Origin of the sequence: Floridaenema flaviceps BLCC-F50 (genome assembly GCF_041929275.2) — a bacterium.
In the GTDB taxonomy this organism is placed as follows: Bacteria; Cyanobacteriota; Cyanobacteriia; order Cyanobacteriales; family Aerosakkonemataceae; genus Floridanema; species Floridanema flaviceps.
This window is the reverse complement of record NZ_JBHFNR020000001.1, coordinates 1,890,598-1,915,511: the sequence shown is the minus strand read 5'-3', so window position 1 is coordinate 1,915,511 and position 24,914 is coordinate 1,890,598. Positions and strand designations below refer to the sequence as shown.

Annotated in this window: 19 protein-coding genes and 1 pseudogene; 6 read left to right on the top strand and 14 right to left on the bottom strand. The window is 41.7% G+C overall.

Annotated features, from left to right (window positions below; all coding sequences use genetic code 11):
• Window positions 1–55 precede the first annotated feature (55 nt).
• From argJ to ACE1CI_RS09180, 3 genes are all read left to right on the top strand, one after another.
• On the top strand, window positions 56–1,297 hold the full coding sequence (argJ, locus tag ACE1CI_RS09190; RefSeq protein WP_413262971.1) for a bifunctional ornithine acetyltransferase/N-acetylglutamate synthase: 1,242 nt from the start codon (window positions 56–58) through the stop codon (window positions 1,295–1,297).
• Between the two features lie 644 nt (window positions 1,298–1,941).
• Window positions 1,942–3,888 carry a PAS domain S-box protein gene (locus tag ACE1CI_RS09185; RefSeq protein WP_413262972.1) on the top strand — a complete coding sequence of 649 codons (1,947 nt, stop codon included), beginning with the start codon at window positions 1,942–1,944 and terminating at the stop codon, window positions 3,886–3,888.
• A 59-nt stretch (window positions 3,889–3,947) separates the two neighbouring features.
• Entirely contained in the window at window positions 3,948–5,681 is a 1,734-nt protein-coding gene (locus ACE1CI_RS09180) for a putative bifunctional diguanylate cyclase/phosphodiesterase (RefSeq protein ID WP_413262973.1), read from the top strand.
• A gap of 22 nt (window positions 5,682–5,703) precedes the next feature.
• Here the strand turns inward: ACE1CI_RS09180 and galT are convergent, their stop codons facing one another.
• The 7 genes and pseudogenes from galT to ltrA (ACE1CI_RS09145) all read right to left on the bottom strand — a co-directional run bounded on the left by galT (window position 5,704) and on the right by ltrA (ACE1CI_RS09145) (window position 15,534).
• On the bottom strand, window positions 5,704–6,705 hold the full coding sequence (gene galT / locus ACE1CI_RS09175; RefSeq protein ID WP_413262974.1) for a galactose-1-phosphate uridylyltransferase: 1,002 nt from the start codon (window positions 6,703–6,705) through the stop codon (window positions 5,704–5,706).
• A gap of 178 nt (window positions 6,706–6,883) precedes the next feature.
• Window positions 6,884–7,438, bottom strand: coding sequence for a glutathione S-transferase family protein (locus ACE1CI_RS09170; RefSeq protein ID WP_413262975.1), 555 nt, complete (start codon window positions 7,436–7,438; stop codon window positions 6,884–6,886).
• A gap of 23 nt (window positions 7,439–7,461) precedes the next feature.
• On the bottom strand, window positions 7,462–7,986 hold the full coding sequence (locus ACE1CI_RS09165) for a hypothetical protein (protein ID WP_413262977.1): 525 nt from the start codon (window positions 7,984–7,986) through the stop codon (window positions 7,462–7,464).
• Window positions 7,976–9,256, bottom strand: a complete 1,281-nt coding sequence (gene iscB, locus ACE1CI_RS09160) for an RNA-guided endonuclease IscB (protein WP_413262976.1) — start codon at window positions 9,254–9,256, stop codon at window positions 7,976–7,978. The genes ACE1CI_RS09165 and iscB overlap by 11 nt, the downstream gene beginning before the upstream one ends.
• Window positions 9,257–9,389: 133 nt before the next feature.
• Window positions 9,390–10,831 (bottom strand): annotated as a pseudogene (locus ACE1CI_RS09155) (group II intron reverse transcriptase); the annotation flags it as partial.
• A gap of 80 nt (window positions 10,832–10,911) precedes the next feature.
• The gene (ltrA, locus tag ACE1CI_RS09150) at window positions 10,912–12,552 is read right to left on the bottom strand and encodes a group II intron reverse transcriptase/maturase (RefSeq protein WP_496615353.1); all 1,641 of its coding nucleotides are present in this window, start codon (window positions 12,550–12,552) and stop codon (window positions 10,912–10,914) included.
• 1,344 nt (window positions 12,553–13,896) lie between these two features.
• Window positions 13,897–15,534, bottom strand: a complete 1,638-nt coding sequence (gene ltrA / locus ACE1CI_RS09145) for a group II intron reverse transcriptase/maturase (RefSeq protein WP_496615352.1) — start codon at window positions 15,532–15,534, stop codon at window positions 13,897–13,899.
• A gap of 1,090 nt (window positions 15,535–16,624) precedes the next feature.
• On the opposite strand from ltrA (ACE1CI_RS09145), the gene ACE1CI_RS09140 reads away from it, so the two are divergent.
• Entirely contained in the window at window positions 16,625–17,359 is a 735-nt protein-coding gene (locus tag ACE1CI_RS09140; RefSeq protein ID WP_413268383.1) for a tetratricopeptide repeat protein, read from the top strand.
• A gap of 56 nt (window positions 17,360–17,415) precedes the next feature.
• Here the strand turns inward: ACE1CI_RS09140 and ACE1CI_RS09135 are convergent, their stop codons facing one another.
• Window positions 17,416–17,817 (bottom strand): slr1601 family putative cell division protein, encoded by a 402-nt coding sequence (locus ACE1CI_RS09135; RefSeq protein WP_413268382.1) that lies wholly within the window; start codon window positions 17,815–17,817, stop codon window positions 17,416–17,418.
• 382 nt (window positions 17,818–18,199) lie between these two features.
• Window positions 18,200–18,295, bottom strand: coding sequence for a photosystem I reaction center subunit XII (gene psaM, locus ACE1CI_RS09130; protein ID WP_073596774.1), 96 nt, complete (start codon window positions 18,293–18,295; stop codon window positions 18,200–18,202).
• 320 nt (window positions 18,296–18,615) lie between these two features.
• Here psaM and ACE1CI_RS09125 point away from each other — a divergent pair, with 320 nt between their 5' ends.
• Entirely contained in the window at window positions 18,616–19,353 is a 738-nt protein-coding gene (locus tag ACE1CI_RS09125) for a TerC family protein (protein WP_413268381.1), read from the top strand.
• A gap of 189 nt (window positions 19,354–19,542) precedes the next feature.
• Here the strand turns inward: ACE1CI_RS09125 and ACE1CI_RS09120 are convergent, their stop codons facing one another.
• From ACE1CI_RS09120 to ndk, 4 genes are all read right to left on the bottom strand, one after another.
• On the bottom strand, window positions 19,543–19,755 hold the full coding sequence (locus tag ACE1CI_RS09120; RefSeq protein ID WP_413268380.1) for a DUF6887 family protein: 213 nt from the start codon (window positions 19,753–19,755) through the stop codon (window positions 19,543–19,545).
• Window positions 19,752–19,928 (bottom strand): DUF6888 family protein, encoded by a 177-nt coding sequence (locus tag ACE1CI_RS09115; RefSeq protein WP_413268386.1) that lies wholly within the window; start codon window positions 19,926–19,928, stop codon window positions 19,752–19,754. The genes ACE1CI_RS09120 and ACE1CI_RS09115 overlap by 4 nt, the downstream gene beginning before the upstream one ends.
• Before the next feature lie 58 nt (window positions 19,929–19,986).
• A complete protein-coding gene (locus ACE1CI_RS09110) occupies window positions 19,987–20,664 on the bottom strand; it encodes a Uma2 family endonuclease (RefSeq protein ID WP_413268379.1) in 678 nt (225 codons plus the stop codon).
• A gap of 222 nt (window positions 20,665–20,886) precedes the next feature.
• Window positions 20,887–21,336 carry a nucleoside-diphosphate kinase gene (gene ndk / locus ACE1CI_RS09105; RefSeq protein ID WP_413268378.1) on the bottom strand — a complete coding sequence of 150 codons (450 nt, stop codon included), beginning with the start codon at window positions 21,334–21,336 and terminating at the stop codon, window positions 20,887–20,889.
• A 179-nt stretch (window positions 21,337–21,515) separates the two neighbouring features.
• Between ndk and speA the strand changes: the two genes are divergently transcribed.
• Window positions 21,516–23,516, top strand: a complete 2,001-nt coding sequence (gene speA / locus ACE1CI_RS09100; RefSeq protein ID WP_459564173.1) for a biosynthetic arginine decarboxylase — start codon at window positions 21,516–21,518, stop codon at window positions 23,514–23,516.
• Between the two features lie 186 nt (window positions 23,517–23,702).
• On the opposite strand, the gene ACE1CI_RS09095 is transcribed toward speA, so the two are convergent.
• Window positions 23,703–24,869 carry a nucleotidyltransferase family protein gene (locus tag ACE1CI_RS09095; protein ID WP_413268377.1) on the bottom strand — a complete coding sequence of 389 codons (1,167 nt, stop codon included), beginning with the start codon at window positions 24,867–24,869 and terminating at the stop codon, window positions 23,703–23,705.
• Between the last annotated feature and the right edge of the window lie 45 nt (window positions 24,870–24,914).

The window sequence follows — 24,914 nt, the reverse complement described above, 5'->3', positions numbered from 1 at the left end:
CCAATCCTGATATAATCGCCTTTCAAACAAGCAAAAGCTGTTTGGAGAAGAAAAAATGTCAGATTGGCAGGTGATTGATGGTAGCATTACAGCACCGAGAGGGTATCGGGCGGCGGGAATTACGGCGGGATTGAAGGCTTCGGGATTGCCGGATTTAGCTTTAATTGTGTCGGATGAGGAGGCGATCGCAGCTGGAGTCTTCACCACCTCTGTTGTCCGCGCTGCACCAGTGGACTATTGTCGGCAAATATTGCAAACTAAACCCAGTGCTAGAGCGATTCTCTGCAACTCTGGACAAGCTAACGCCGCTACAGGCGATCAAGGCATGGCTGATGCCCAAGAATGCGCTAAAGTCTTGGGAGAAGCTTTAAATATTCCGGCAGATTCGATCTTACTTGCCTCTACAGGGGTAATCGGTCAAAGAATTAAAATGGACATCTTAAAAGCTGCTATTCCCCAATTAACTGCTTCCCTTTCCGAGACTGGGGGAGACACGGCAGCTAGGGCAATTATGACTACCGATACTGTGCCGAAAAGTATTGCTTTGGAAACTACGATCGATGGTCGTCCCGTGCGAATTGGGGGAATTGCCAAAGGTGCAGGGATGATTCATCCTAACATGGCGACAATGTTATCTTTTGTCACTTGCGATGCCGCTGTTTCTCCTTCTCTGTGGCAAGAAATGCTCTCTCGCGCCGCTGACAAAACTTTTAACCAAATTACAGTGGATGGCGATACTAGCACCAATGACAGTTTAATTGCTTTGGCAAACGGTCAATCCCGCACTCCGGCAATTACGGAAATGAGCCCGGAAGCAGAGAAGTTGGAAGCAATGTTAACCGCAGTTTGTCAACATTTGGCTAAGGCAATGGCGCGGGATGGCGAAGGTGCTACCTGCTTAGTTGAAGTGGTAGTTTCTGGCGCAGCGGACGATCGCGCGGCGCGTCAAATTGCCAGAACGATCGCTGGCTCCTCTTTGGTAAAATCTGCTATCTTCGGTCGTGACCCAAATTGGGGTAGAATTGCTGCTGCGGCTGGTCGTGCAGGCGTGCATTTCGATCAAAAAGATTTGCAAATTAGTCTGGGTGATTTCCTGTTGATGGAAAATGGTCAGCCTTTACCCTTCGATCGTTCTGCGGCTAATGAGTATCTCAAAAAAGCAGCTTCGGGTACTTTTTTACAAGATGACACAGTGTTAATTTCTGTCAGCATTGGTAACGGGAATGGCTCTGGCAAAGCTTGGGGCTGTGACCTGAGTTACGATTATGTGAAGATTAACGCTGAATATACAACGTGATCGATCGCTTTTTGTTTTTTTGTTAAGTACACCACTTCTCAATATCAGGGGGAAAGTCTGGCAACATTCTTTCCCTTTGATTACATATAATTAAAAAGACTTGAGCGATCGCAGTAAAACTCTTGAGTAAACTTTCTCAGTAAATGCCCTAGTATTCACTTATTTTTAGATTTTCCACCTAAATTATTAAGTAAAAGTACTGAAAAACTCAAAATTTAGTTTAATATGGCAATTAAACTATAATATAGTATGAGTAATAACATCGGTTTTTATTGAAGTTATATTAAAATTATGATAACTTTAAAAATTATATTAAATTTCAATAGGTTTACCTATACAAATTGAATAAGTTGTTTTATATTATTAGTTATGTATTGCTCAGTCCGGGCAATAATTAATGATTATCAAGCTAAATTGAACAACTGTAAATGATTGAATACTTGCTGATAATTTGGTTTTAAATCAAAAAGAATCAGGGTCAAAAATTTGCGGTAATGGCCTACTTATACCTGGTTAAGTTGGAAGTGAGAAATGCCTAAAATTCCCAGATGTAAATATATCAAGTTGCAAGATTGCCAAATTTATTGTTTATTGCTTGCTGAAATTAAGAATTGACAATAATCAACTAAAGGAAACTAACTACAATGGCTGATATCGGAAAATTTTTCAGCAAAGAGTTTAGCATAAGGGGGTTAGAATTAGTTCTAACTAACTCAATTTTCTTGAGCTATTATGTAATATTTATTTTGCTAATTTATTTATTATATCAATCTAAATTTTTCGCTTTACCAGTCGCTATCCAATCCTGGAAGCTCCGTTTTTTGCCCGGAAAAATAAAACGAAGAGAACAACAATCGGCTTTAGTAGTAGAAGAAATGGCAGCTATTTTACAAGCTATTCCTGATGGAATATTTCACATAGATAAAAGTTATAGTATTACAAGTTATCAGAATAGGGCGGCAAACGTAAGTCTAGATTTACCAAATCAAAGCTTTTTAGGCTCACATTTATTTGAAATCTTACCACCAGATGTTTTTGCTCAATATAAAAATGCGATCGCCCAAGCCAGACAAACACAAACTCCTGTCACAATTGAGTATAAATTAACTTTTGCCAACAGCGAAAGAGGTTGGGAAGAAGCTCGCCTAGTTCCTGGGAAAAATGACCAAATTTTGGCGATCGTTCGTAACATTAGCACTCACAAACTTACAGAAGAAGCTTTACGCGCCAGTGAAGAACAATATCGTCGGATTGTGGAAACTGCTACTGAAGGAATTTGGCAATTCGATCGTCAGAATAAAACTACTTTTGTCAATAGTAAAATAGCCACAATGTTGGGCTATACCATAGAAGAAATGCTCGGAAAATCTATTTTTAAATTCATGGAGAAAGAAAGCCAACTTATAGCAAAAGAAAGAATAAAACTTTGCCGCCAAGGTATTAGAGAACAGCAGGATTTTAAATTTCGGCGTAAAGATGGCTCGGATTTATGGGCGATCGTTTCTTGCTCCCCAATTCAGAATCAAACAGGAGAATATATTGGTGCATTGAGTATGGTTACAGACATTACTAAGCGAAAAATTACAGAAGCAGTATTATCGCAAAGTGAAGCGACAAATCTGGCAATTATTGATGCAATTCCCGATTTATTGTTGCGGGTAAAAAGAGATGGAACTTGCCTAAACTTCATTCCTCCCAAAGATCCTTCAATTAAAAATTATGTACCGATTGCCAGCCACCTTGACGAATTACTGACACCAGATATACTGCAAAAACAGTTAGAACAAATAGAACAAGCACTGACTACCAAAGAAGTCCAAATTTACGAACATCAACTCCTAAAATATAACAAAATTTGTTATGAAGAAGTGCGAATTTCCCCCTGTGGTAAAGATGAAGTATTAATAATTGTGCGTGACATTACTCGGCGTAAAGAAGCAGAACAAAAAGTTCACCTAGCGCTGGAAGAAAAAGAAATTTTACTCAAAGAAATTCACCATCGCGTCAAAAATAACCTTCATGTAATTGCTAGCCTCTTACATTTACAAGCTCATACTATTAACGATCCAAAGCTCATAGAGATTTTTGATGATAGCCAAAATCGTATCTACACAATGGCATTAATTCATGAGCAACTATATCAATCTGAAGATTTAGGAAAGGTGAATTTAGAGAAATATATTCGGCGGTTAATTGGTAATCTTTGTACATCGTTTAATAGTAATAGTAAACCTATTAATTTAATTGTGGAAACCCAACCATTATCATTAAATTTAGAGACAGCTATTCCTTGCGGTTTAATTATCAATGAATTAATTACAAATACTTATAAACACGCATTCCCAAATGGTAAATCTGGAGAAGTAAAAGTGCAACTCTTTCAATCTGAGAATCAGCAATTAAATTTAATTGTCGCAGATAATGGCATTGGTATTCCCGCTACTGTGGACTGGCAAAATCCGGCTTCTTTAGGTTTAAAACTAGTCCAAATTCTCGCCAAGCAATTGAAAGCTAATTTAGAATTTGATTTTCAATCGGGGACTTTTTTCAAATTAACATTTCAGCAGCTTCCCTATAAACCCAGGATTTAAAATGCCTATTTACTTAAGCAAAAATCATGTTAAACTTTGAAAAGGAAAATAGAAGAATTATGAAAACAAACATTAAAATCCTTATAGTTGAAGACGAGCTAATTGCAGCCGAAAATATTTCCAGAAATCTCAAACAGCAAGGTTATGAGGTAGTAGGTGTAGTTAGTACAGGTGAAGAAGCTATTCAAGAAGCGATCGCCAATCATCCAGACTTAGTACTCATGGATATCATGTTACCAGGAGATATTGACGGCATAACAGCAGCACATACAATTCATACTCAACTGCAAATTCCTATAGTTTACATGACCGCTTATGCTGATAATGATACTTTAGAAAAAGCCAAACATACAGAACCTTATGGTTATTTAGTTAAACCTTTTAAGCCACAAGATGTCCGCACTACTATTGAAATTGCTTTACAAAGATATGAAACTGAAAAAGCAACGGCAATTCGTTACACTGCACAAATTCAGGTTGCTCAAGAACAATTACAACAATTAAGTCAAGTATCCAGTTTAAAATTATTAGAAAAAAAGTTTGAGCAAATTATTAATGCTCTGAATGAAACAACCAGTAATGAAAGTATTGTTCCGGTGTGTTGTTTGCGTTTAGATCGGTTACAAAAACTCAGCAACATATTGGGTTATCAAGAAAATGAATCTCTGGTGAACTTACTAGAAAAAAGATTAATCAGTCATTTAGGCGATCGCGAACTTTTGGCGAAGTTAAATAATGATGAATTTGCGATCGTCCTCAACCCACTGAAAACTAAAAGAGAAGTTACCGACGCTGCTCAACAAATTCTCCAATTATTCAACGAATCTTTCTTGATTAATCATCGGGAAATTTTTGTCACCGCCAGCATCGGCATAGCAATTTTAAATTATGATGGTCATAAATTAGAGGAATTAATCAATAATAGCAAAAAAGCTATGAATTATGCCCAAAATTTAGGAGGAAATCGCCATGAATTTTATCGGGAATTATTGAGTATAGATTGTGGCAACGAAATAGAACTAGAAGTTGATTTGCGTTATGCTATAGAGCGTCGAGAACTACAACTTTACTATCAGCCTAAAGTAGATTTACGCACAGGTAAAATTGTCGGTGCTGAAGCTCTTTTGCGTTGGTATCAGCCAGCTAAAGGATTTATTTCCCCAGCTAAATTTATTCCGATAGCTGAAGAAACAGGTTTGATTAAACCAATTAGTGATTGGGTGTTAAAAACAGCTTGTAAACATACAAAAGCTCTGCATCAAGAAGGGTTAGGATTTATCCGGGTAGCAGTGAATTTATCAGGTTATCAGTTCAATCAACAAGAGTTACCCCAACAATTACTTGAAATCACATTAAACGCTGGTATTGATCCAAAATTTATAGAATTTGAATTAACGGAAAGTTTGTTAATTGCTGATGTTACCTTAGCAGTTAATAAATTAAAATTATTGAAATCCTTGGGGATCAAAATTGCGATCGATGATTTTGGCACCAGATACTCTTCACTAAACTATTTACAACAACTACCATTTGATATTTTAAAAATCGATCAGTGCTTTGTGCGTGCTGTTGAGCAAAATAGCAAAAAGCAAGCCATTACTAAAGCTATCATTGACATGGCTCATCAACTAGGTTTAAAAGTAATTGCTGAAGGAGTGGAAACTGAAGGAGAACTGCAATTCCTCCGCCAAAACGGATGTGATGAAATGCAAGGTTACTTATTTAGTCGCCCCCTGCCATTTGGCGATTTTAAACAATTAGTTAAAAGTCAGGCAGTTTTATCTATTAAATAACCCCAAAACTGGCGATCAACCCTTACTGAGGAAGTTCTAAGTCTGATAAATATTTGGCACTTTCTTCCGGTAAAGCCGGGTTAATATACATCCCACTTCCTAATTCAAAACCAGCAGTAATTCCCAACCGAGGCACAACAGCAATATACCAGTGAAAGTAATCTTTCGCAAATGAATCAGTAGGAAGAGAACGAATAGAATAATTATAATCAGGATTATTTAAACCATAGTATAATTTGGCTAAAACAGTTTTTAAAGTCAAGGCAAGATCCCAAAGCTCTGGATCGGTAATTTCATCAAAAGACGAACTATGACGCAGGGGAAAAATCCAAATATGAAAAGGAGAAAGCGCTGCATAAGGAATAAAAGCAACAAAATATTCACTTTGGAAAACGATTCTTTTGTTTGCTGCTAATTCCTCTCTCAAAGTTCGGCAAAACAAACATTCTCCGGTATCATCAAAAAATCGAATCGCCTCTTCAATGCGAATCCGAATTTGTGAGGGGACAACGGGAGTAGCAGCAATTTGGGAATGGGGATGTTCTAAAGAAGTACCTGCTCTTTCACCATGATTTTTGAAAATAATAATTGACCTGACTCTCTTATCTTTCCTAATTTCTTGATAACGTTGGCGATACAGGAAAATAATATTAGCTACATCTGACACAGGTAGTAAAGCAGTAGTTAAATCATGACGAGGATGTTCAATTACTACTTCGTGAACCCCTACAGCTTCCATAGAATGATAAATTCCTTGGAGGTGCATTGTAGGTTCACCTTCAGTTGCTAAGGCAGGAAACTTATTAGGAACAGAGCGCACTTTCCAACCATTAGCATCACTAATTCGACCACATTCAATCGGTGTTCGCTCCTCATTTCCCGCACAAAATGGACAACTGGGGCTATAGGATGGCACTGCTGTTTTGAGGGGTTTTGAAGTAACTAATTCATGGGGTCTTTTCGCTCTCTCAGTAGCAATGATTACCCAATCTCTAGTAATTAGGTTAAGTCTGATTTCTGGCATATTTTTAAGATTTGTTTGTCAAAAAAAGCAATTTGTATAGTGTCGGGGCAAAACACTCCAAATCTACGTTATCTCTCTATTTTTATTTAGGCAATAGAGAAGCCCACGACTACTCATCGTGGGACATTCAATTTCAGATTTCAGATTTCAGATTTAAGGTTTTAGATTGCTCCCTTAGTTAGCGCTGCATTGCCTTTTGAAAAGCAGGGCGTTCTGTCACCCGTTTCATATAATCTAAAACATCTGGGTAGGGACTAAGATCGACTTCCTTTAACATCATAGGAATGTAGGCTAACATCGATCCCACTGCCACATCTGCCACACTAAACTCTTCGCCTAACAAATAAGGTTGTTTTTCCAAAATTGAATTTAATGCAGTCATTAAGCGAGGCATTTCCCGATCGCGATTTGCCTCCACAAACACCCCCGGCCCCAGTGTAGCATTAGCGAACAACACCCACTGAGTCAGCGTCGCTTTATACTCTGGGGAAGCAGGTAAATTGCCATACTTTTGGGCCAGATACAACAGAATAGCACCCGACTCCCAAAGTTGAAAATCTCCATCCACAATTGCCGGAACTTTTCCTATTGGGTTAATCGCTAAAAACTCAGGTTTTTTGTGTTCCCCATTTTGCATATCCAACAAAACGAACTCATAAGGAACACTCAACTCTTCCAAATACCATTTAACAATTGTCGCCCGACTAAAAGCGCCACCGTATAGTTTCAACATCTTGGTTAAAGTTAGTTAATTTGTTACAGGGTTTTGTGTGTGTATTCGTGCTGCTTGACATTATCTTCTGTACGAACAATTCGCTGAGAATTTAATACTCGCTTGCGTTCTACAGAATAATTAAAATCATTGCGGGTTGTCCCTGGGGGAATATGGGATTGAGCAACCGGACGACTCTTGTAGGTACGTGCAGCTGCGATCGCCCTTTGAGCAAAATCATCACAAAACTGAGCATCAGCAGGAAAATCAGCTGGTAACTGCGGTACCTCACTGGGTAAAACCGCCCCCAACGTAGTCGCATAAGCAAATTGATAAGAAGTAGGAATGCCTTTGAGCAACGCTTCTAGCGCCGCAGAAGGAATAGGTTCCACCACAGAAACCTGATGTACTTCGCCATCTGCTTTTACAAAGCAAGTTGCTAATCCCAGAACCACATAATCATCAGCTGACACATCAGGGGCTTTAGCATTTAGGAAAGCAGTTGTCGTAACATCAGATAGCGGAATTTTGGAGTAATTCCCAGTAAAAGGTAGTTTTTCAGAATCCATAGCCATATCCATCGCTCCGGTGAATGAAATCAATATTTTGCATGGATGAGAAGCTGACACGGTTGCCATTAATCAGCACTTCACATCCTTTCTTTGTCGGGGTTTTTACCCTTGCGGTATAGGTTCCCCCTTTCACGGTTTTTCTATCCTTGTCGAGACAAACCTTGACAATATCGCCAGCAGTTACATGATGAAACACCTCCTTAGCATTTTTAACAGCGGGAAACCCCGATGCGTTAGCTCGCCTTGCTTGGCGATTCCCATGTCCCCTACAAGTCACAATCAACGGCTGGTGAGTCAGGAGTTGAATTTTTGCGCCAGATTCACCAACACAGGCAGCATCAATACTGTGGGATTTAAAGAAACCTTGTTGGACTCGATTAAACTTAGTTCTGCCACCAGTCCAGCATTTCACGGTGTCGCATACAGTTTTCACCATTGTGACAATAGCAAAACGGGTTGAATTAACCGCCGCAGCATGATTTAGCGGTTGCTTCATCTGACTTTGAATCCGAGTCAAGATATTAGGTTTGTGGGCGAGAAAGTCACTGATATCTCGATCGCTTTTGGCTTGGTTGCAAGGATGACAAGCTAATGTCAGGTTTGAAACTCTCTGAGAACCACCTTTTGACTTTGGGTGAATATGTTCAATTTCCAGGGGCGTATTTTGTACCCCACAGTAAGCACATTTCCTGCCCCATTTCTGGAGTAAATACTGTCTAACTTCGTAACCTGCCAAGGTGCCTTGTTGATATTCAACTCCTGAGATTTCAGGGTTTTGCATCTTTTGCAGGTCGAATCGCACTTGTTCGAGTTCGATACAGCTAATGGGGCAGTATCGCATAAATCGCTTAATCCAAGTTTCCACAGTTTGAACTCGATGTCTAAGTGAGGGCGCTAACCATCCTTCAGGCTTGCGGCGATCAAATCTGGCAAAGCGATAGCGTAACTGAGTGCGGCGATGGCGACGAAATCGGGCCCTGTTGATCAATCCATCCTTGATTTGCAATCCTCGATGCTTGAGTTCCATGCTCCATACTATATCTTCGCCGCACTGAATAGCAAAACCTGTCCACTCAGAACCTGGATCGATTTTGAGGCTGTATTGCTTGGTAGTGGGTTTTTCGATCTGACTTTGCAGGATCAGGACATAAGGGTATTGGCGTATTGGTTTCGCCTTTCCTTTAGACTGCAATTCTCTTGCTCTGCCGGGATGCACCATGTCTAATGGCATCCTATCGGCATTAAGAACAAACACATAATTTTGCATTTCTGCGCTCCTTACGGGTTAAGTTTGCATCGACATTGCTTGCTGGCTTGTAATGGGTTATGGTGTTGCATCATACGAACTTGACCATGTTCCTTCCCCGACGCTTAGAACTTGGTTGAGTCGAGGGAGGGAATTACCCCTCGCCCCTCTCAGTTAGATCCGGGCGTGCAGGTTTCCCAGCACCCGGCTCCCGACAATCTTGTTTGCTCATGTGGATGTAGTCGTGGCAACTTTCGTGTACAACCATCAGGTTATTGTCTTTCCAGTTGTTATGGTTGCCATCTTTGTGGTGTAAATGTACCTTTTCTTCTCCAATAAAGAAAAGTCCACAGTATCCACATTTATGGTTTTGCTTTTTCAGCATCTTAGAGGTTGTACCGTCATATAGATTGCTGTTACGTTTTGACCAGTACGTGATATCTCCATCGAAAGGCGACTTATTCCCTTTGACATTTACGAATTTATTTTCGTGGTAAGGGACAGTCGGGAAGGCTTTATTGACCAGGTTTGTAACTTGGTGTCGGTTAAGCTTCCTTTCTTTGTTGAATACCTTCCAAGTTCTTTTTTCGATGCGCCATAAACTAAACCTTGAGCCATCTAACTTACAGAACTGGTGGTAGTTTCTCCAACCTCTGACAATGGGTGCCAGCTTCTCAGCTTTGGCTTTTGTCCCATAATTCGAGTTGTTGACGATTTCCTTGACTTTACCTCGAAAAGTTTTGAAGTTTTCCTCACTAGGCCCACTCCGAAACTTCCCGTTCTTTTGCACTTTGAAGTGCCATCCTAAAAAGTCAAATCCATCTGTCGCTGCGGTTATCTTCGTCTTTTTCTCACTAACCTTCATTCCTCTTTGTGCAAGGAACTGACTGATTTTGTCAAGTATTTTTTGTGCGTCATCGCTGGGTTTAAGTATGAACACCATGTCATCCGCGTATCGGACTGATGGATGTATTGCTTCTATGCCGTTAAGTGCGATATTGGCCAATAGTGGGCTAACTACTCCGCCTTGAGGGGTTCCTTGTTCTGGGAACTCACTGTTTACTCCTGATTTCAAGCAACGGTAGATGCCGTTTTGTACAGGGGTGCTACGAGTCTGTCCATAATGGTGGTATGGCTTATTCGGTCGAAGCATTTTTCGATGTCTAATTCGATGACTCGTTTATTCATTCCATTACTAGAGGAGCGCAGGTTTTGGAATAAGAATTTCTGAGCGTCGTGTGCCGCCCTACCCGTTCTAAATCCGTAGCTTCGTTCGTGGAATGTTGCTTCATGTGCAGGTTCTAGGGCGTATTTAACGAGGCATTGCCACGCTCTGTCTGCCATAGTGGGCACTTTGAGAATCCGGGTTGACCCATCCTTCTTGGGTATGGGAATTTCTCTCAACCGGGCGTGCTTCCAGTTATTAACGTATGATTTAAGTCTTAGGCTTAAGTCAAGGCGCTCCTGATGAGTCAGGGACGCTTTGCCGTCAATACCGGGGGTTTTCTTTCCTGCATTAAGCTGTGTTACTTGACGGATTGCCAGTAATCTTGCGGCGCGGGACTTCAGAATTAGCTTTTGTAGTGACTTAGCTTTGTCGGGTAAGGTTTGGGTATTACTACCCGCACCTCCCCTAAGAACCGTGCTTGTCAGTTTCCCAACACACGGCTCAAGCCTTACTTCAAGCCTTTCAACTTGGGTTTTGAATGTACCTGTTTGTGGCACGCTGCGTGTAAGTGCTGTAGGTTGTCTGTGTCGTCTAGACCGCCTTTAGCACCAGGTACTATGTGGTGGGTTTCGACCTCTTCCCCATTGATTAATGGTTCACCGCAGATGGGACATTTCCAATTTTGGAGAAGGGCTACTTCATAATATTTCGAGCCTTTCTCCCAGTATGATTTCCCTTTCTTTTGGTGTCGTTTATCCCAATATTCTTTTAGGGAGGGGTCATCTGGTGACGCGCTACCTTTAACCTTTATGTGTCTTTCAATGGGTGTCTTTGCGATAGGATACAGGGTGAGTAATACCCTTTTCCTACGGCGTTCGCTTTCGCAAGCGAACGTCCATCGATTATTTTGGATGGTTTTAAAGTAACGATTCTTGACCCACTTTTTGCCTTTCTTGGGGTGTCTACGCCTCGCCCAACGCCAAAGGTATTGCCATATTCGGTATGAGATATAGCTGAAGGTTTCTTTGCTAACTCCCCCTTTGTAATAGTTAGCAAAACCCCTGAGAATAGGATTCAGTTTTCTAATGACTACCTCTTGCTCTTGACCATTCAGACGTTTGATTTCCTCTCCTATCCGTTTACAGAAAGCTAATACTTTCTTTTTGGATGGTTTGGTTAGCAGTTTACCGCTATAGTGTCTTAGATTAAAGCCAAGGAAGTCGAAACCATCTGACATTGACGTAATTACCGTCTTCTGGGAACTGAGTTCTAAGCCTCTTGAATTCATCCATTGCTGAATCTGGATTTGTGCTTTTTCGAGACTTCCTTTATCCCTAGCTGTGACTATGAAATCATCAGCATATCTCACCACGCCAAGTTTCGGGTTGGTGGATTTTATGTATGTTTCTAATCCATGCAATCCTATGTTGGCTAGGAGCGGAGATATTACTCCTCCTTGTGGCGTGCCTTGTTCTGTTGGGTTGATTTTCCCTTGGAACATGAATCCAGCTTTTAACCATCCTCTTATCAGTTCTTTCTGTGGAAAGTGACTAATCTGGTTGAGGATGGCTTCATGGGCAATGTTGTCGAAGAAGCCTTTGATATCAGCTTCTAAAACCCAGTTGTCCCTGCCTTTTTGCAACCTTAAGAAGGATTGCTCTATTGCGTCTTGACAACTTCTACCAGGTCTGAAGCCATAGGAATTGTCTTCAAACACGGCCTCCCATTCGGGTAAGAGTGCGTTTTTCACTACTGCCTGCATGACTCTATCCTTAATGGTTGGGATACCAAGAGGACGCTTTTTGCCGTTTGGTTTTGGAATCATCACCCGTCTTGTGGGACTGGGCTTTGTTTCCTTCCAGTTGCGTACAAATTTCACTCTCTGTGCTGGGGTGTTTATTACCTCCTTATCAATCCCTGCGGTCTTTTTACCATCATTGGTTTGAGTGATTTGTCTGACTGCTAACAGTAGGTTTGCGTAATTTCTAAGCATCAACTTTTGTAGGCTTCGTAGCTTACGAAAGTCACCAAGTTGTCTGGCACGAAAGATTCTTTGACGTAGATTTCTCACAGCTTTTCGGACTTGTCTCCAATTGGTTTGGCTCCAATCCTCTAGCTGTTTCCTTTGTCCGTTTACTGTCATAAACATGGCGGTATCTAACTTGTCATCGGATTCGATTTCTTAGTCAGTTTGTCTTTCGTATAAGACCCAGATGAAGTCTGCTTTCCTTTCGGTCAGAGGCAAATTTTGTAGCCGAAGGCTTCCCGAAGGGTACCTCTATCTGATTCATTACAAACCAGCATTCGCTTTTTCATCCATCCTTTGCCCTTCAAGGGTTTCATCATTGTTACCTTTGACCTACTAGGGATTTCTCCCTAGACCTTGTAGGGTTTACCCTGTTGTATCGTCTAGTTTTCTTTTCTTGTTAGGTGCTGTCTATACTGCGATGAGGTTTGGTTGTTCACACGGTTAAAGAACTGCGAAATCTTTAGCCCCCTCATAGGAACCTATCAGCCTTATTTGGTTCCTCCAACGGTCACGTAGCTTGGGACAGTTCACTTTCGTTCACCATTCAAGAATTTCCCTCTTGCTCCTAACCAGCTTAGGCTGCTAGTTTTGGCTACTTTCGTGGTCTGCATTCCGGTTGTTTCATTACTTACTGAACCGTGACCGGACTCTTACGAGTCTTTTACGTGAGGGTAGGAGGTGTGAATCTCCTAGAGGACTGGGTTCCTCATACTAGATGACCAGTTCAGGTCGCGCACGCAGGTCATTGGCTCGAATAGCTTTGAACACTCGCACTTGTAGGCGGAATAGGTTACGTCGGAATTGCTTCGAGGGTAACTTTCTCCAGAATTCACTAGCGCTAAGACTGTGCCTAATCATGCTCTACTCCTTTAAGTGTTTTCTGATTGCCTTGCGAAAGTTACTTCGCATCCTACCCGAATCTAGGGGTTTCCGCGTCTCGTCACGCCTACCTGGGGTTCGACCTTTCCCAAGACCTTAGATTCGTTTTTCTTCGTTCCCTCAAGTGATTGTCTCGTTCCTTTAGATGTAGCCAATTCAACTACTAGATACCCTTGGTAAGGCTAGTCTTTCGGGCAAAAGCTAGCGGGTATTGTCTCTAGTGAAGTCCGGGGGGTTATTCTTTTCCGTCCGGCTTTACCTTAAGTTGCTTTTCTAGGCTATGTTTCATCTTGGGAACTCCCCTAGCGCCAGTGTGCTTTCGGAACAAGCTCTGATTGCGCCCTACTGCCAGCTTCAGTCTCTAGAGTTCCGAGTCTAGTCGCTGTGGCTAGATTGGGAGTCACACCCTTACCCGGTGGAGGGGGCTTGCACCCCTATCATCTTGAGAGTTTCACATCCTTTAATGGACATGAGTCACGGTATTTCGTGGTTTTATCCACTGATTGTCGGGTAAGGTTTGGGTATTACTACCCGCACCTCCCCTAAGAACCGTGCTTGTCAGTTTCCCAACACACGGCTCAAGCCTTACTTCAAGCCTTTCAACTTGGGTTTTGAATGTACCTGTTTGTGGCACGCTGCGTGTAAGTGCTGTAGGTTGTCTGTGTCGTCTAGACCGCCTTTAGCTACAGGTACTATGTGGTGGGTTTCGACCTCTTCCCCATTGATTAATGGTTCACCGCAGATGGGACATTTCCAATTTTGGAGAAGGGCTACTTCGTAATATTTTGAGCCTTTCTCCCAGTATGATTTTCCGTTCTTTTGGTGACGTTTATCCCAGTACTCTTTTAGGGACGGGTCATCTGGTGATGCGCTACCTTTAACCTTTATGTGCCTTTCAATGGGTGTTTTTGCGATAGGATACAGGGTGATTTCTGCCTTTTTCCTACGGCGTTCACTTTCACAGGTGAACGTCCATTGATTATTTTGGATGGTCTTAAAGTAACGGTTTTTCACCCACTTTTTGCTTTTGTTGGGGTGTCTACGCTTTGCCCAACGCCAAAGGTATTGCCATACTCGGTGTGAGATATAGCTGAAAGTTTCTTTGCTAACTCCACCTTTGTAATAGTTAGCAAAACCTCTGAGAATAGGATTCAGTTTTCTAATAACTGTCTCTTGTTCTTGACCATTCAGACGTTTGATTTCCTTTCCTATCCGCTTACAGAAAGCTAATACTTTCTTTTTGGATGGTTTGGTTAGTAGTTTACCGCTATAGTGTCTTAGGTTGAAGCCAAGGAAGTCGAAACCATCTTCCATTGACGTTATTAGCGTCTTCTCAGTGCTGAGTTCTAAGCCTCTTTCTCTCATCCATTGCTGAATCTGGATTTGTGCTTTTTCGAGACTTCCTTTGTCCCTAGCTGTAACTATGAAATCATCAGCGTATCTCACCACGCCAAGTTTCGGATTGGTGGATTTTATGTATGTTTCTAACCCATGCAGTCCTATGTTGGCTAGAAGCGGAGATATCACCCCTCCTTGTGGTGTGCCTTGTTCTGTCGGGTTAATTTTCCCTTGGAACATGAATCCAGCTTTTAACCATCCTCTTATTAGTTCCCTTTGTGGGAAATTACTAATACTGTCGAGAATGGCTTCATGAGCAATGTTGTCGAAGAAGCCTTTGATATCAGCTTCTAGAACCCAGTTATGCCATCTTGATAGTTGATTAAACCCTTGTTCTATGGCATCTTGACAACTTCTGCCCGGTCTGAATCCGTATGAATTGGCTTCAAACTGTGCTTCCCATTCGGGTTCTAGTGCGTTTTTCACTACTGATTGCATGACTCTATCCTTAATGGTTGGGATACCAAGAGGACGCTTTTTGCCGTTTGGCTTGGGAATCATGACTCGTCTTGTGGGACTGGGTTTTGTTCCTTTCCAATTACGTACAAATTCCACTCTTTGTGCAGGGGTGTTTATAACCTCTTTGTCAATCCCTGCCGTCTTTTTACCGTCGTTGGTTTGAGTGATTTGTCTGACTGCTAACAGTAGGTTTGCTCCGCTTTTAAGCATTAACTTTTGTAGGCTTCGTAGCTTACGATAGTCACCAAGTTGTCTGGCACGAAAGATTCTTTGACGTAGATTTCTCACAGCTTTTCGAGTTTGCCGCCAATTAATTTGGCTCCAATCTTCTAGCTGTTTCCTTTGTCCGTTTACTGTCATAAACATGGCGGTATCTAACTTGTCATTGGATTCGATTTCTTAATCATTTCGTCTTTCGTATAAGACCCAGATGAAGTCTGCTTTCCTTTCGGTCAGAGGCAAAATTTGAACCTCTATCTGATTCATTACAAATCAGCATTTGCTTTTTCATCCATCCTCTACCCTCCAAGGGTTTACGTCATCGTTACCTTTGACCTACTAGGGTTTTCGACCTTTCCCTAGACCTTGTTGGGTTTACCCTGTTGATACATCTGTTGTTCTGTTCTCTTTTAGGTGTTATCTATTCTGCGGTGAGTTTGGTTATTCACAGGTTTTGATGATCACCGAGCATCAAAACTACCCACTTATGCCTATCAGCCTGATTTGGACATCCTTCGTATAGCGCAGTTTATCGATAATTCACGTCCGTTCACCATCAGAGAACTCCCTCTTGCTCCTAACCAGCTTAGGCTACCAGTTTTGGCTACTTTTGTGACCTGCATTCCACCTTTTCCATTACTGTACTGAGGTGTGGTCGGACTCTGTTGAGTCTTTTACATGAGGGTAAGGGCTGTGAATCCCTTAGCAGAGTTGGCTCTGCGAAACAGATGACCCTTTTACAGGTCGCGCCGGTGACAACGAATCGCACGCCCGATCCTATTAAGTCATCACCTACAAGCATTCATCTGGCGTAGCTGGGTACTCCGAATCTCTGCGTTTCCCTCCCTTATTACTCCGGTTCGTTAGCTACTCATGGTAATCTCTCATTCAGCAACAAAGATATACTAACCGTTTGCATCTTACCGCGACCGGGCAACATCACTACTTTCCTGATTACATACAGTAACAGTAGTAAAGATGCCTAATTGAGTGGCAAATTGTAGCATCTACTGCTATTTCAGGAATCCCGCTCGTCCAATCTGTAGCTTGTACTCAGTAGACAACTGGCAAATTGACCACAGTTTTGATTGCTCTGTGAACTAATCACTGCCAATGACAGTCTTTATGACTAAAGACACATCTACAAGTGACACAAGAGATAGAGAGATTTTGAGTCACAAGTTTCTAAATTGTAAGGTGTGGAACCAAACTTAGCCTAAGCGATTGTAGGGGTCAGATGAACACAAGGTATTTTGTAGACAACCAAGATTGTTTTAAACGACAAGCCTGCTCGAATGTTCCATCGGCAAATACGGCTTTTTCCCCTAACCGAATTGATTGTCCGAGTCGAGGGGGCAACTCTTCAGTCACACCGAGTTTGGCATCGTCTCAGGTAGCACCAGAAAGTAGTCTGCGGAAATTAGCTCAAAACAAAATGCTTCAAGGCGACTACTGCGAAGCGATCGCGATTATAACTTGCTTGCTCGCTCGCCACCCCGATAACGCCAACGATTACAACAATCGCGGATTTATTTATTATCAGAGCGGTGAACTAGATGCCGCCTTAGCCGACTATAACAAAGCTATTGAAATTAATCCCGACTTAGCAGCTGCTTACAATAACCGCGCTAATTACTATGCTGCCAAAAAAGAATTAACTAAAGCGATCGCAGATTATGACCGAGCGATCGATCTCAACCCCCTTCACGTTCGCGCTTTAATTAATCGGGGGATCACCTTGAGAGAATTAAAATTGTACGATCGCGCCATAGAAAACTTCGACTTCGCCTTAAGACTAGGACAACTCCAAGGGCACGCTTGGGCAGAACGGGGACGTACCCACCACCTGCGCGGCGACTGGAACTATGCGATCGCCGACTATCGTCGCGCCCTTCCCTTCTTCCCCGAAGGTCGCCAAAAACAGCAAATTCAAGCTTGGATCGACGAAATACTCAGTCCCTTTCAATTTTAGGCTTAAACAGGAAGGGTCGCCGGATTGCTCCCCTTTTCCTGTTGGCAGATTCTCGCCTAATCTATTTCCTGAATAGCTTTATCATCTTTATGAAGCAAAACAATCTGACGACGTGCAGGATCAACTAAGTGACTCTGTTGGCGCATAATATTTTTTGCTTGTTGCGGATCGGTGGTACGATTGTACTCAGTTTGCAGGCGATCGACCCGCTGTTCAGTTTCTTTAACTTCAAACTTAATTTCTTTTAACTTGGTCTGTATGGATTGGTGATAAGGCAATAAATGTACCAAGCTAGAAACCGCTACTCCAGAAATAAATACATTAACTGCTAATTTAACAGTTGTTTCTAAACTAAGTGCGTCAGTTTGCCGAGTTCGCAACTGTCGCACTTTTTGTCGCACAACTTTTGGAGATTGTACAGGTTCCAAGTGTGGTTTTGACGGTTGAATTGCGTTCATGATCCTGAAGGGCTTTTCTCTTAAACTACAACCAGCTAAGTCGCTAAGGCAATGGGAAGCTGACTGTTCATACCTGACTGAGATTATGACATTCCACAGCAAAAGTGCGGCTTTTATATCTTACAGTGTGGTAGGAAGCTAGCAGCACGCTATATCCTAGCAGTTGATTGCAGCTAGTACCAGACTGTTTACACTATTTGTGCCGATCTGAGAACTCCACATTCAATTACTTAGATACCTTACTGCCACTTCCTTCTTAGAGATAGGAAATAAACATTCCACCCTTGGCAGGGTTTTTGAGACACAACAGACAAGAAAGGCAATTTGCTGGTTCTCCCATCTGGAGCTTCCCAAAAACCCCCATTCCCTAAACGGGAGTTGTTTACTTATAGAGTTCTGTTGCCAGACGGAAAGCGAGAATTCCAGGAATCAACGCTACAACAAGGGCTACGAACACTTGGGTATCGGATATAGACATATTGCTCATCTCCTGACTTAGGGTTGTTCGTTCACCAATTTCCGTCAAACTGCCCCCTTTTTGGAATACTTTGTAACAAGTTGCAATAAATCGGGACATCGGGGCCAAGGGAGCAGGGGGGCAGGGGGGCCAAGGGAGCAGGGGGGCAGTCTTAAAACTTTCTTCCCGACTCAAAATTCAAAATTCAAAGCTCAAAACTCAAAACTCAAAACTTTATTATGCCTTGGGTTAAGATTAGTTAATATGGAGATAGTCTCCTTACCAGGAGGTTGTGGACTATTAGCTGTTGATTATAAACTGTCAGATTTGAGAAATAATTAATGCTGGATCAGATTTTTAACTCTCCTTTTAATGCTGGGATTGAGACGCTGTTCATTTTGGTGATTTTGGTATTTTTAGAGGCGGTGTTATCGGCGGATAATGCGATCGCTTTAGCAGCAATTTCCCAAGGACTCGAAGATAGCAAACTCCAACGTCAGGCGCTCAATATAGGTTTGCTGATAGCTTATGTACTTAGAATGGCTTTAATTTTAACAGCTACCTGGGTGACAAAATACTGGCAGTTTGAAGTATTGGGCGGTGCTTATTTACTGTGGCTAGTGTTCCAATATTTTACCTCGAATGAGGATGAAGAAAACCAACATCGTGGCCCAAAGTTTGCTTCGGTTTGGCACGCTGTTCCGATGATTGCTTTTACTGATTTAGCTTTTTCTTTGGATAGTGTGACAACTGCGATCGCAGTTTCCAAAGAAACTTGGTTAGTATTAACAGGCGCTACGATCGGCATCATCACATTGCGATTCATGGCAGGTTTATTCATCCGCTGGTTAGATGAATTCGTCCATTTAGGAGATGCAGGTTATTTCACCGTTGGCATAGTAGGGGTACGGTTATTGGTAAGAGCATATAACCCTGATTTAATTCCCCCAGAATGGGTAATGATTAGTGTAATTGCGCTGTTATTTATTTGGGGATTTTCTAAGCGTACAGCAATTGATTCGGAAACAGAAACCGAAATTGCCACCCCTGAAGCAGAAAAGCAAGAAACATTGCGTTAATTCAGACAATTTTCGATTTGGCGAGTAGTTTAGCCAGGATTTTAGAAACCCGGTTTCTCTGAGAAACCGGGTTTCTGATTCTTAGCCATTTTTGTGAGAAATGATGGAAGTTTATGTAGGGGCGAAGCATTTGGTTACGAATATCTTTGGTAAGTTGCAAAATTTGTCGCCCAAATGCTTCGCCCCTACTTATTCTTGTTCTTGTTTCCTTTGTCGGTGTTTTTCCAATAACTCAGGGAAATGTTTCAAGTCATCAATTGATTTTGGTGCTGGAAACTCCACCCAAGTTCCTTCAGTTTGGATTTTATCCATGTAGGCATAGAAAGCTTCATCCTCATCTCGATTTTCGAGTATATAAGCTCGTAATTCTTTACGACTCATTGCCTGAAAGTCTGGTTTCATAAGTTATATCTCCATCTTCCATTAGGAGGGATAATAATCTCGGTTTCTTCACCTGCTAAGAAAAACACATTATTAGTGCGTTCATCGATGCGGATGATGTAAATTGGTAGATACATTTTTGTTGCCCAATAGCTGAGAATAAAGCAACTGAGCATTTGTTCGTTAGTGGGAATATTTTTGACTCCTTAAGTCTTGGTATTTTTCATTTTATACTGCATGGCTAGACTAAGTTTATATTAGGGTGTCTGGATCTATTCCTAGCGATCGCAATCTCTCCTCCAATATCTCCGCCCTTCTTTCTGCCGCAAAAGCTCTTTCTTCCGCTGTTAAAAACCTCTCACTTTGTTGATTATACCAATACAACCATTCCCGATTTAGTCCTTGATAAACTCCCGTTTCTCTACCAATTCCTAAACCGATTTCTGGCATCCAAACGGGATTACCGGGCAACAAATCATAAACTCCATCAATTAATTTAAACACTTCTAAACGGGGTTTTCTGCGCCGACGTGGGTTATACACTGCATAGTACAAAACTCCTAATTCAGCGTACTTATCTTTCTTAGTTGTTAACTCGCCTCGGTAAGTTTGGGAGATAACTTCTAAGACGAAAATTGGTACTTGCTTTTCTTCCCAAAGGGTGTAACTTAAGCGTAAATCTTCATCAATACAACGCTCAACACCTAAACTAAGAAAACCATCAGGAACGATCGCACTTTGTTCAGGATGATAGTAAATTCCCATATCAACACCGAAAAACCAATCCTGACGATCTGCCCAAATTAAAGCTAATATCGCTTTCAGTAAACCTGGAATTAAATCTTGTAATTCATTATCCACAGGAGTATCATCAGAATCGGGTAAATCTTCCGCCGAAGGCCAATGTAATTTCGGGTCGTATTGAAACATAAAATATACTTCCCAATTAATAAGTCTGTTGTAACGACTTCAGTCGTACCCGTTTGTTGTAGCGACTTCAGTCGTACCCGTTTGTTGTAACGACTTCAGTCGTAGCAATCTCAAAGAGTAGGACTAAAGTCCCTACAACGAACCTGTTTTTTTATTCTCCTAATTTTAACAACAAAAAAGCCACCGGATTAGCGGTGGCAGTACAATGAAACTCAACTGAAATTATTCGTGCAACCAAGGAGTAATTGTGGGTTGCCAACTTACCAATTCTTCATCCTTGAACCAAAGACCAATTTCGTAAGTTGCGGTTTCTGGCGCATCTGAACCGTGAATTAAATTACGACCAACATTAATCCCAAAATCACCGCGAATTGTGCCGGGTTCAGCATTTAGAGGATTGGTAGCGCCAATGATTTTACGTGCAGAGGCAATTACTCCGTCGCCTTCCCAAACCATTGCTACTACAGGGCCAGAGGTAATAAAATCAACCAAGCTGGGGAAAAATGGTCTTTCCTTGTGTACGCCGTAGTGTTGTTCTGCGAGTTCACGGCTGACATTGACTAGTTTTAAACCTACTAACGTAAAACCTTTGGTTTCTAGGCGACGGATGATTTCACCTACTAGTGCTCGCTGTACGCCATCGGGTTTGATTGCTAAAAATGTGCGTTCCACTAAAACATTTGCTCCCAAACATTGTCTACCGCTTAGTATCGTAAAACTTTATGAGGTTAAATTATTATTAATTTCGGATTGGTGAGATAACTAGACAGACTTGGTGAGGAAATTAGCCAACGACTTGCTAGCCAATAAGTTAAACTGACTATTCGGTAGTTGTTGTAGGGGCTAGAACTATGGGGGCTTATTCACGGGCTGAAGATACCACTGTGGAAGAAAAAGGTAAATCTTCAGCGTTAGCACAATTTGAAACTAAGGGTATGCCACTGGTGACTAGAGAAGTGACTAGACAGTGGACTATTGAAGATAGTGAAGCCCTATATCGAATAGAAGGTTGGGGTCAGCCTTATTTTTCGATTAATGCGGCTGGTCATATTACAGTTTCGCCTAAAGGTGAACGTGGTGGTTCGCTGGATTTATTTGAATTGGTAAATGCTTTAAAGCAGCGTAACTTGGCTTTGCCGCTAATGATTCGCTTTTCGGATATTTTAGAAGATAGGATTGAACGGTTAAACGCTTGCTTTGCCAAAGCGATCGCACGTTACAACTACCCAGGCATCTACAAGGGTGTCTATCCGGTCAAATGCAACCAACAACGCCACTTAATTGAAGATTTGGTCGCTTTTGGCAAACCACATCAATTTGGTTTGGAAGCGGGTTCTAAGCCGGAATTAATGATTGCTTTGGCAATGTTGGATACGCCTGGGGCTTTGATTATCTGCAACGGTTACAAAGACCGAGAATACATCGAAACGGCAATGTTAGCCCAGCGTTTAGGACAAACTCCGATTATTGTTTTAGAACAAACAGAAGAAGTAGATTTAGTAATAAACGCTGCCAAAAATTTGGGAATTCAGCCAATTGTGGGTGTGCGTGCTAAATTGAGTACTCAAGGCGTAGGTCGTTGGGGAACTTCTACGGGCGATCGCGCTAAATTTGGTTTAACTATTCCCGAAATTATTCAAGTTGTAGACAAATTCCGCGAAGCTAATCTGTTAGATTCTTTGCAACTTTTACATTTTCATATTGGTTCCCAAATTTCGGCTATTCAAGTAATTAAAGATGCCATCCAAGAAGCCAGCAAAATTTATGTGGAGTTGGCGCGGTTGGGTGCAGATATGAAATATCTTGATGTCGGTGGTGGTTTGGCGGTAGATTATGATGGTTCTCAAACTAATTTCTATGCGTCTAAAAACTACAATATGCAAAACTATGCCTATGATATTGTGGCAGAGTTAAAGGACGCTTGTACTGAGCATAATGTCTCTGTTCCTACTTTAGTGAGTGAAAGTGGCAGAGCGATCGCTTCCCATCAATCAGTCTTGATTTTTGATGTTCTTGGTAGTAGTGATGTTCCCACAGAAGAACCACAACCACCACAAGAGGGAGAACCTCCAATAGTTTGGAATCTTTGGGAAACCTATCAATCTATTAATTACGAGAATTACCAGGAAGCTTATCACGACGCTACTCAATTCAAAGAAGAGGCGATTAGTCGCTTTAATTTGGGAATTTTACGACTGGCAGAAAGAGCTAGAGTTGAGAGGATGTACTGGGCTTGTTGTCGGAAAATTGTTAAGCTGACCAGAGAGGAAGATTACGTTCCTGATGAATTGGAAGACTTGGAAAAAATCATGGCTTCCATATATTACATTAATATGTCGGTTTTTCAATCGGCACCTGATTGTTGGGCGATCGATCAACTATTCCCAATTTTGCCAATTCATCGCTTAGTTGAAGAACCAACAGAAAGAGCAATTTTGGCAGATTTGACTTGTGATAGTGATGGGAAGATCGATCGTTTTATCGATCTCCGAGATGTAAAATCAGTCTTAGAACTTCATGCTTTAAAACCAGGTGAACCTTACTATTTAGGAATGTTCCTCAATGGTGCATACCAAGAAATTATGGGTTCTCTGCATAATTTGTTCGGTGATGCTAACGCCGTTCACATCAAACTTACCCCTAAAGGCTACCAAATTGAGCACGTCGTTAAGGGTGATACCATGACGGAAGTACTCGGTTATGTACAGTACGATGTAGAAGATTTAGTCGAAAAAATTCGCCGTCGTTCTGAACAAGCCTTACAGGAAAAACGCATCACTTTACAAGAATCTCAACTGTTACTGCAAAATTACGAACGCAGTCTCAGTCGGTACACTTATTTGGCGGATTAGTCATTGGTCATTAGTCATTTGTTATTGGTCATTGGTCATTGGTCATTGGTCATTGGTCATTGGTTAAAAGATTAAGACCCAAAGGACTTTTAATCAATAATTCTGGTAGTTAATAACTAACAAATGACCAATGACAAATGACCAATAACAAATGACTAATGACCAATGACCAATGACCCATGACCATTATCGAGTTTCCATGCCCAGGACTTCTGCGATCGCTTGTCGTTCGATCGCACTCATGGAAGGAGGTTCTTGACGGGTATCAGTAATTAACCAGTCTAAAGCTGCGGCTTGAACATCGATCGCGGCACCCGTTTTATCAATACAATAACGACCGAACACCAGCTTATCTACTAGTTGCACGCCTTCTCCCAAACGAGAGTATTCAAAAATAATACTGTTATCTACAGTTGCACCTTTACAAACCCAACAATTCGGGCCAATCATTGTCGGCCCAACAATTCTTGCTCCGTCTTCAATGCGAGTCATACTACCAACATAAACTGGCCCTTTAATATCAATTTTGTCCCAATTTGCTGCCACATTTAAGCCAGTAAAAACGCCTGGGCGCACTTCATGTCCGGGAATAGAAACATTTTTCACTCTGCCCATTAAAACATCCCGAATTGCCCGCCAATAGTCGGGAACTTTTCCAATATCTACCCATTGGAAATCCATTGTTACTCCGTAAAAAGGAGCATTCATTTCCACCAATTTGGGGAACAACTGACCACCCAGATCGTACTCAACGCCAGAAGGAATATAGTCTAAAACTTCCGGTTCAAAAATATAAATACCCGTGTTGATATCGGTGCTGAGGGCTTCTTCTACAGAGGGCTTTTCTTGGAAAGCTTTAATTCTGCCATCTTTATCAGTAACGACTACGCCATAACTAGAAACTTCTTCTTTGGGAACAGATTTCATGACTACAGTGGCGATCGAACCCTTCGACCTATGCCATTTCACCGCTGCCGTCAAGTCCAAATCGATCAAAGCATCGCCGCACAATACCACAAAAGTATCATCAAAGAAAGGAGAAAAATCTTGAATGCGTTTGAGTCCGCCCGCGGAACCGATCGCCTCTCCCACTAACTTACCTTCATCAATTCTGCCTTCAAAAGAATAGCCAATTTGTACCCCAAACCTTTGACCATCACGAAAATAGTTTTCAATCTCATCTGCTAAATGGCTCACATTGACCATAATCTGGTCAAAACCATGCAAGCGGAGCAATTCAACTAAAAACTCCATCACTGGCTTTTGCAAGATGGGGATTAAAGGTTTGGGGATAGTGTATGTAATGGGGCGAACGCGAGTACCCTTACCTGCTGCCAGAATCATGGCTTTCATAAATATCCTTACCTCAAACTAGAGTCAATATAAACCGCTGACAAG